The 8332-nt window shown below is 78.6% G+C and carries 6 protein-coding genes; all 6 read left to right on the plus strand.

Annotated features, from left to right (window positions below):
* Positions 1 to 114: 114 nt before the first annotated feature.
* Positions 115 to 1389 (plus strand): DUF5336 domain-containing protein, encoded by a 1275-nt coding sequence (locus FVA95_RS09025; RefSeq protein WP_149663797.1) that lies wholly within the window; start codon positions 115 to 117, stop codon positions 1387 to 1389.
* 77 nt (positions 1390 to 1466) lie between these two features.
* Entirely contained in the window at positions 1467 to 3104 is a 1638-nt protein-coding gene (locus tag FVA95_RS09030; protein WP_149663798.1) for a DUF6350 family protein, read from the plus strand.
* A 127-nt stretch (positions 3105 to 3231) separates the two neighbouring features.
* The gene (purN, locus tag FVA95_RS09035) at positions 3232 to 3840 is read left to right on the plus strand and encodes a phosphoribosylglycinamide formyltransferase (RefSeq protein ID WP_149663799.1); all 609 of its coding nucleotides are present in this window, start codon (positions 3232 to 3234) and stop codon (positions 3838 to 3840) included.
* Positions 3833 to 5392: a bifunctional phosphoribosylaminoimidazolecarboxamide formyltransferase/IMP cyclohydrolase gene (purH, locus tag FVA95_RS09040; protein WP_149663800.1), complete on the plus strand. Its 1560-nt coding sequence runs from the start codon at positions 3833 to 3835 to the stop codon at positions 5390 to 5392. Before purN ends, purH begins: the two co-directional genes overlap by 8 nt.
* Positions 5393 to 5663: 271 nt before the next feature.
* Positions 5664 to 6737: a hypothetical protein gene (locus tag FVA95_RS32775; protein WP_240051371.1), complete on the plus strand. Its 1074-nt coding sequence runs from the start codon at positions 5664 to 5666 to the stop codon at positions 6735 to 6737.
* Positions 6734 to 8332: DNA polymerase Y family protein (locus FVA95_RS09050; RefSeq protein ID WP_149663801.1), on the plus strand; the 1599-nt coding region annotated here is incomplete at its 3' end. The genes FVA95_RS32775 and FVA95_RS09050, both read left to right, overlap by 4 nt.

The raw sequence follows: 8332 nt of genomic DNA on the forward strand, positions 1-8332 counted from the left end.
CCGGGTGCCCGCGCGTCGTGCTGTGTGCACCCCCGTGCGCCTCACCCGGTCGTGTCGGGGACATCGGCTAGCGTGCGGTGCAGCGAGTCCGTCCGTCACACGGGAGTGGTCGTCATGTCGAGCAACGAGCCAGGGGCCGCCCCGGCTCCCGAGCAGGCCCCGCCTGCCCCGACGGTGCGGATCGCCGTGCTGGCGGGGGCCGTGCTGGCCCTGCTGACGCTGGTCCTGACCTTCTTCGACGTCACCACCGGGCTGTTCCCGGTCGCGATGGTCGTCGCCGGTGGTGTCGCGGGTGCGCTCACCCTGCTGCCCGGCACCGGCCGCACCCTGGTCGCGGGCGTGGTCCTGTCGACGACGGGTGCGCTGACGATGCTGCTGGTCCTGGCCGGCACCGGCACCACGGCGATCGGCGGCACGCTGGGCTGGGTCGTGTTCGTGGTCGCCCTGCTCGCGGCCGCCGCACTGCTCTACGCCCAGCTCCTCCTGTCCGGCGTGGTCACCGCTCCCGCCCCGCGGGCACAGCGCCCGTCGCACGTCGGGCAGCCCGGCTGGGGCCCCGGCCAGGTCCCGCCGGGCCAGCAGGCGCCCTGGATGCCGCAGCAGCCCTACGGCGTGGGTCAGCCGGGAGCCGCGGCGCCGTACGGCGGGGCCTCCGGTGCGGCGCCCTACGCGGCGGATCCCTACGCCGCGGGCCAGTACGGCGTGAGTCCCTACGGGGCCCCGTCCGGCGCCGCTCCGTACGCCCCGGGGCCGCCCGGTGGGGTGCAGTACGGCGCAGGGCAGCCCGGCGCAGGACAACACGGCACAGGACAGCACGGTGGGGGCCAGCACGGCGCGGGACAGCACGGCGCCGCGCAGCCGGGGGCCGGCCAGTACGGCGTCGGTCAGTACGGACCGGGTCAGTACGGACCGGGTCAGTACGGCGCCGCCCCCCACGGAGCCTCCGGCGCGGTGCCCGCGGCGTCGCAGCCCGCCGTCGGGCAGTACCCGGGCCAGCCCGGGGCCCACGGCGCGCCCGAGGCGCCCGGGGTGCAGGACCGGACGGGCGACGACGCGGGCCGGCACGCGGTCGGCGGTGGACGCAGCCCGCAGGCCGACGCGGCACCGCACACGCCGTCCGGCGGGGGCGGCGCCTTCTCCGGGGTGTCCTACGGTGATCGTGCCGCCGCGGTGACCGGCACACCGGGATCCGAGCAGGCCCCGCCCGCGACCACCCCCGACACGGCGGGCGCGGACCAGGCGGGCGAGGACACGGGCGTCACCCGCCCCTCCGTGATCCCCGGCTCCACCCCGGCCGCCGGCGAGCAGACCGAGAATCCAGCGATCCCGGCCACCGGCGACGCCGAGGCCACCCGCACCTTCCGGCCCGGTGGTGACGGCTCCGCCTGATCTGCCGGGACCGTGGGCCCCGGCACGTCACGGCGTGCCTGCCCCGCCCGGGCCGGGTTCGCTGCGACGCTGACCGGGTGAGCGCCACCCCGCCCCGTCCCGCCCGCGGTCGCCCGGCCTCCCGGGCCCGGTCCACCGGGCCCGCACCCGAGCGGTCCCGCGGTGGGCGCGCGACCGCCGTCGCGGAGCGGGAGCGGGGGCGCCGCCGCCCCGTCCGGACCCCGACGCGCGGCACCGGGACCGGCACCGGGCTGGACCGGCTGCGGATCCTCCTCGTCGCCACGATGGGCGCCGTCCTCGCCGGGTACACGATGCTCGTCCCGGTGGCGGCGCTGCTGACCGGCACCGGCGGCGTCGAGGTCACCGCGGACGGGGCACTCGCCACCGCCGTCCCGCTGTGGCTGGCCGCGCACCTCATCCCGGTCGCCGTGGACGGGCGCCCGTTCGGGGTGCTGCCGCTGTTGCCGACGCTGGTGGTCGTCGCGCTGGTCGCCTTCTGCTCGCGCTGGGCGGTGCTCCGGCTCGGCGGGCGGGTCCGGCACGACGCCGGTGCCGTCGTCGCCTCCCAGGCCGGGGCCGCCGCCGCGGTCGCCGTGCTCGCCGGGGCGCTGCTGCCGCGGGACATGGCCGTGACCGCGCCCTGGGCCTCGATGATCGGGGCCGGGCTGGTGGCCGGGACGGCCGCCGGGATCGGCGTCGTCCACGCGTGCGGGGCCCCGGCCGCGTGGCAGCGGGTGCTGTCGGGATGGCCCGGCGCGGCACTCGCCGGGGCCCGGGTCGCGGCTGCCGGGCTGCTGCTGGTCGCCGCCCTCGTCCTCACCGTGGCGCTGCTCGCGAGCGCCTCGGACGTCGCCGACACCGCCGAGCGCATCGCCCCCGGGGCCTGGGCGGGCTTCGGGGTGCTGGTGCTGAGCGTGGGGTACCTGCCGAACGCCCTGGTCGGGGCGCTGTCCTGGGCGTTGGGCGCGGGGGTGTCGGTCGGCATCGCCCGGTCGGGTCCGTTCGGTGCCGAGCCGGGGCCGCTGCCGCCGTTCCCGCCCGTGGCGGTCCTGCCCGTCACCACCGTCCCGACGGCCGCGGTGCTGGTCGTGCTGCTGCCCGTCGTCGCGGGGGTGCTCGGCGGGATCGCCTGCCGCCGGGCGCTGGGGGAGGACGCGCCGGTCGTGGAGCGGGTCGCGGCCTCCGCGACGGCGGCCGTGGTCGTCGCGGTCGGGTCGGCGGTCCCGGCGGCGCTCGCGGGCGGTGCGCTCGCGGGCGGGCCCTACGACCCGGTGTCGTTCCACCCGTGGGCGGTCCTCGGCTGCGCGTTGCTGCTGGTCGGGATCCCGGCCGTGCTGACCTGCGCCGGTACCGAGCTCGCCCGGCACGTCCCCATGGGCGGCACCGACCGGCCGCGGACCGCGGTCGACCGGGCCCGGGCCGCCCGGGACCGCCGTCGCACCCCGACGGTGGCGGAGCTGGTCGAACGCCGTCGCACCGCCGGGGCACCCGTCCGCCGGGCCGACGCCACGTGGGACGACGACGGAGAGCACGGCGACGTCCAGCCCCACCGCCACGCCGTCTCCGACGAGGAGCCCGACGGAGCCGGGCGCACGGCCTCCCGCCGTGGCGCCGCGGGCGAGGGCGCCACCGAACGGGACCGCGACCGCGGCGACCACGGTGACCACGGCGACCACGTGGCCGACAGGGCCGACAGGGCCGACAGGGCCGACTGACCCGACGCGGCCCACCACCACGGCCGGGTGACCCGGGCCACCGCACCGGGCACCGTCGCCGTCGGAGGGCGCGTCTACCCTGGCCAGGGGCCGTGGGAGCGGCCCGGACCGGCGAGGAAGGGACACGGTGGGCGCGCAGGAGCGGCACGAGGCGCTGCGGGTCGTCGTCCTCGTCTCCGGGAGCGGGACCCTGCTGCAGGCACTGCTCGACACCGCGGACGCCGGGTTCGCCGTCGTCGCCGTCGGGGCCGACCGCCCGGGTGCCGCCGGGCTCGACCGGGCCCGTGCCGTCGGCGTCCCCACCTTCGTCGAACGTGTCGCCGACCACGCCGACCGCGACGCCTGGAACACCGCGCTCGCCGCGGCCGTCCTCGCGCACCGGCCGGGCCTCGTCGTCGGGGCGGGGTTCATGAAGCTTGTCTCCCCGGCCTTCCTGGACGCGCTCGGATGCCCGATGCTGAACACGCACCCGGCTCTGCTGCCGGCGTTCCCGGGCGCGCACGCCGTCCGGGACGCGCTGGCCGCCGGGGTGCCCGTCACCGGCGCGACCGTGCACGAGGTCGACGCCGGGCTCGACACCGGACCGGTGCTCGCACAGGCGGAGGTCCCCGTGCTCCCGGGCGACGACGAGACCTCCCTGCACGAGCGCATCAAGACCGAGGAACGACGGCTGCTGGTCGCGACCGTGCGACGGTTCGCCACCGCCGCCCAACCCCACGAGGTGAACAGTGAGTGAGCGCAGGCCGGTACGCCGGGCCCTGATCAGCGTCTACGACAAGGCCGGTCTCCTCGACCTGGCCACCGGGCTGCACGCCGCCGGGGTGGAGATCGTCTCGACCGGCTCCACCGCCCAGCGGATCGCCGACGCCGGCGTCCCGGTCACCCCCGTCGAGGAGGTCACGGGGTTCCCCGAGTGTCTCGACGGCCGGGTCAAGACCCTGCACCCGCGGGTGCACGCCGGGCTGCTCGCCGACACCCGCAAGCCCGAGCACCTCGCCCAGCTCGAGCAGCTGAACATCGCGCCGTTCGACCTGCTGGTGTCGAACCTCTACCCGTTCCGTGAGACCGTCGCGTCCGGCGCGAGCCGCGACGAGGCCGTCGAGCAGATCGACATCGGCGGCCCGGCGATGGTGCGGGCCTCGGCGAAGAACCACGAGAGCGTCGCCGTGGTCGTCGACCCCTCGCGCTACCCCTGGGTGCTCGAGCAGGTCGGTGCGGGCGGGTTCGTCGTGGAGGATCGTCGCAGGCTCGCCGCCGACGCCTTCCGGCACACTGCCGCCTACGACGTCTCGGTCGCGACCTGGATGGGTGAGCAGTTCCCCACCGGCGACGACGAGGCGTCCGCCGAGTGGATCGGCGCCACCTGGACCCGCGAGCGCCCGCTGCGTTACGGCGAGAACCCGCACCAGTCCGCCGCGCTCTACACCGACGGCACCGGCTCCGGCCTCGCCGGTGCCGAGCAGCTGCACGGCAAGGAGATGTCCTACAACAACTACGTCGACGCCGACGCCGCCTGGCGCGCCGCGCACGACCACGGCGACCGCCCGACGGTCGCGGTGATCAAGCACGCCAACCCGTGCGGGATCGCGGTCGGCACCGACGTCGCCGAGGCCCACCGCAAGGCACATGCCACCGACCCGGTGTCGGCGTTCGGCGGGGTCATCGCGGTCAACGGCGAGGTCTCGGTCGCGATGGCCGAACAGGTCGCCGAGATCTTCACCGAGGTCGTCGTTGCCCCCGGCTACGCCGACGGCGCGCTGGAGGTGCTGGCGCGCAAGAAGAACGTCCGCGTGCTCCGCATCCCCGACGGCGCCGCCCGCACCGGCACCGAGCTGCGCCCGATCTCCGGCGGGCTGCTGGTGCAGCAGCGCGACCTCGTCGACGCCGACGGCGACGACCCGGCCGCCTGGAAGCTCGTCACCGGCGACGCCGTCGCCCCCGAGGTGCTCGACGACCTCGCGTTCGCCTGGCGCGCCTGCCGCGCGGTGAAGTCCAACGCGATCCTGCTCGCCCACGACGGCGCCGCGGTCGGCGTCGGCATGGGCCAGGTCAACCGGGTCGACGCGGCGAAGCTCGCCGTGACCCGGGCCGGGGACCGGGCCCGCGGTGCGGTCGCCGCCTCCGACGCGTTCTTCCCCTTCCCCGACGGGCTGGAGGTGCTGCTCGACGCCGGTGTCGCCGCCGTCGTGCAGCCCGGTGGCTCGGTCCGGGACGAGGAGGTCGTCGCGGCCTGCGCCAGGGCGGGCGTGCCGATGTACCTGACCGGGACACGGCACTTCGCCCACTGACCCACCGCCCACCCCGACGGCCCGGGACCGCCTCGCGCGGCCCGGGCCGTCGGCGTTCCCGCAGTTCGGAGGGTGTTCCGGCCGAGAATGTCGGGGGTGCGTGCGACGGTCCTCCCGTCGTCGTCGCCACCCCCACCCGGGGGATGCGGAGAGGCGGCACAGGCCCTATGCTTCGAACGTCAGTTCGAGCACGCGTCGCCTTCCCCGCGGCGCGCCGGGCGAGGTCGCGGCCGTTCGGCCGCGGCGCGGTGTGTGGCGGGGAGGTACTGCGGTGCGCGTCGATGCGGGCGGGGGGCCGGTCGTCGTCGGGGGAGCGGCGGCGGTCGGCCGGGTGATCGGCGGTGCCGGTGGGGGAGCCGGTGCCGACGTCGGGGCCGACACCGGTCCGGAGGGGTCCGGGCCGGTGGTCGGAGCCGGGTCCCGTGTCCCCGGGGGCGGGCGGGAGCCGCTGCCCGGGGCGCGGGGCCCGGCCGGGGGGCCGGGGTCCTCGGCCGGCTCCGCCGCCGAGCGGTTCGCCCGGGCCCGGCACGTCCTGCACCGGACGGAGACCCGGGCTGGCCTGGAGCGGTCCCGGCCGGGGCCCGCGGGGCGCTGCCCGGAGCCGGAGGCCCCGGCCCGCAGGGTCGGGACGGTCGAGCCGCGTCCGGTGAGCGAGGCGGACCTGCGGCCGGTGCCGGGGCCGCTGGCCGGTCTGCTACCCGGTGGGGGTCTGCGGCGGGGATCCACCGTGGCGGTGGGCGTGGGATCCGGTGCGGGGTCGCTGCTGTTCGCGCTGCTGGCCGCCGCGTCCGCGGAGGGCGCGTGGGCGGGTGTGGTCGGCCGCCCCGGCCTCGGCGCGACGGCCGCGGCGGAGGCGGGCGTGCGGCTGGACCGGCTGGCGCTGGTCCCCGACCCCGGTGCGGACCTGGTCGGGGTGACCGCGGCGCTGCTGGACGGGCTGGACCTCGTGGTCGTGGCCGGGCCGGAGCGGGCCGGGCTGCGGGCCGGGGACCGGCAGCGGCTCGCAGCGCGGGCCCGGCAGCGGGGCGCGGTGCTGCTGGTGCTCGGCGGGTGGCCGGGGGCCGACCTACGGCTGCACTGCACCCGTCCGCGCTGGGAGGGCGTCGGCCGCGGGACGGGGCGGCTGCGCTCCCGGCGGGTCGAGGTCCGGGCGGAGGGGCGCGGGATCGGCCCGGCCGGCCGGGGGGTGGAGGTGCTCCTCCCGGGCCCCGGCGGGACGGTCGTCCCGGCCCCGGTGACGCCCCCGGTGCCCGCGATCGCCTCGGTGCCGTCGGTCCCCGTGGTCCACGCGTCCACGGTGGGCGAGGCCCCGGTTGCGCGCCCCGTGGCCCGGGCGGCGGGATGAGCACGTCCGGTACGACGGAGGCGGGCGGCGCGACGGGCGCGGTCGGCAGGGTGAGCGTGCGCGGCGGAGCGGGCACGGGCGGCGGTGGGCGGGCGGAGCCCGACCCGCGGGTGCTGGCGGTCTGGTCCCCGGACTGGCCGGTCACCGCGGCCGCCCGCGCCGCGCACGTCCCGGCGGACCGGCCGGCCGCGGTCCTGCACGCCAACCGGGTCCTGGCCTGTTCGGCGACGGCCCGCCGGCACGGCGTCCGCCGGGGGCTGCGTCGTCGGGAGGCGCAGGCCCGGTGTCCGGACCTCGTGGTGCTCGCCCCCGACCAGGGGCGCGACGCCCGGCTGTTCGAGCCGGTCGTCGCCGCGGTGGAGGCGCTCGCCCCCGGCGTCGAGGTGGTGCGGCCGGGGCTGCTGGTGCTGCCCGCGCGCGGTCCGGTCGGCTGGTTCGGCGGGGAGCGCGCCGCGGTGGAGCGGCTGATCGACCAGGTCGCGCTGCACGCCGGGACCGAGTGCCAGATCGGCGTCGCGGACGGGATGTTCGCCGCCGAGCTCGCCGCCCGTCGGGGGCGTGGGGTGCCACCGGGGCGGTCGGCGGAGTTCCTCGCACCGCTGGAGGTCGCCGAGCTGGACCGGGATCCCGACGTCGACCGGGCTGCGTTGGTGGATCTGCTGCGCCGCTTGGGGCTGCGCTCGCTGGGGGCGTTCGCGTCGCTGTCGGAGGCCGACGTGGCCTCACGCTTCGGCGCCGACGCGGTGGCCGCGCACCGGCTCGCCCGCGGGCGCGACCCCCGCCCGCCCGCGCGCCGGGTCCCGCCGGAGGAGCTGGCCGCGGCGGTCGAGCTGGATCCACCGGTGGACCGGGTCGACGCGGCCGCCTTCGCCGCGCGGGCGCTCGCGACCCGAGTGCACACCGCGCTCGCCGGTCACGGCCTGGCCTGCACCCGCCTGGGGGTGCACGCACGCACCGAGAGCGGGGAGGAGCTGCTGCGGGTCTGGCGGTGCGCCGAGCCGCTGACCCCGTCCGGGACGGTCGACCGGGTGCGCTGGCAGCTCGACTCGTGGCTCGGGCGCGGCGGCTCCGGGACGCTGGTCGCGCTGCGGCTCACCCCGGAGGACACCGTGGTCGCCGGGGCGCTGCAGCGCGGGTTGTGGGGCGACGTCGGCGAGGGCGACGAGCGGGCCGGGCGGGCCCTGGTCCGGGTGCAGGCGCTGCTCGGGCCGGAGGCGGTGTTCACCGCGGTCCCGACGGGTGGCCGCGACCCGGGCGAGCGGGTGCGGCTGGTGCGGTGGGGCGACGAACGGGTCGTCGAGGACACTGCGGTCCCCGCCCAGTCGGACACTGCGGTCCCCGCCCGGCCGGAGGTCACGGCCCCCGCGGCGGACGGCGCCGGGACCAGCACCGGGAGCACCGCCGGGAGCACGGGATGCGCGGACCCTGCCGCGCACGCACCGGTCCCGGGTCGGCCGGCGGTGGCGCGGGCGGGAGACGCGCTGCCCGCGCCGGCGGTTCCCGGGACCGCGCACCCCCGCCGCGCCGTCGGCGAGCACGACCTGCAGCCGGACCGCGGGCCCGGGGCCGTCGGGGGCCCACCAGCGGGTGTGCAC

This window comes from Pseudonocardia sp. EV170527-09 (genome assembly GCF_008369905.1).
Lineage (GTDB): Bacteria > Actinomycetota > Actinomycetes > Mycobacteriales > Pseudonocardiaceae > Pseudonocardia.

Bases quoted from the DNA above. Each gene is read 5' to 3' on its own strand.
- FVA95_RS09025 (WP_149663797.1), top strand. From the start codon at position 115: ATGTCGAGCAACGAGCCAGGGGCCGCCCCGGCTCCCGAGCAGGCCCCG.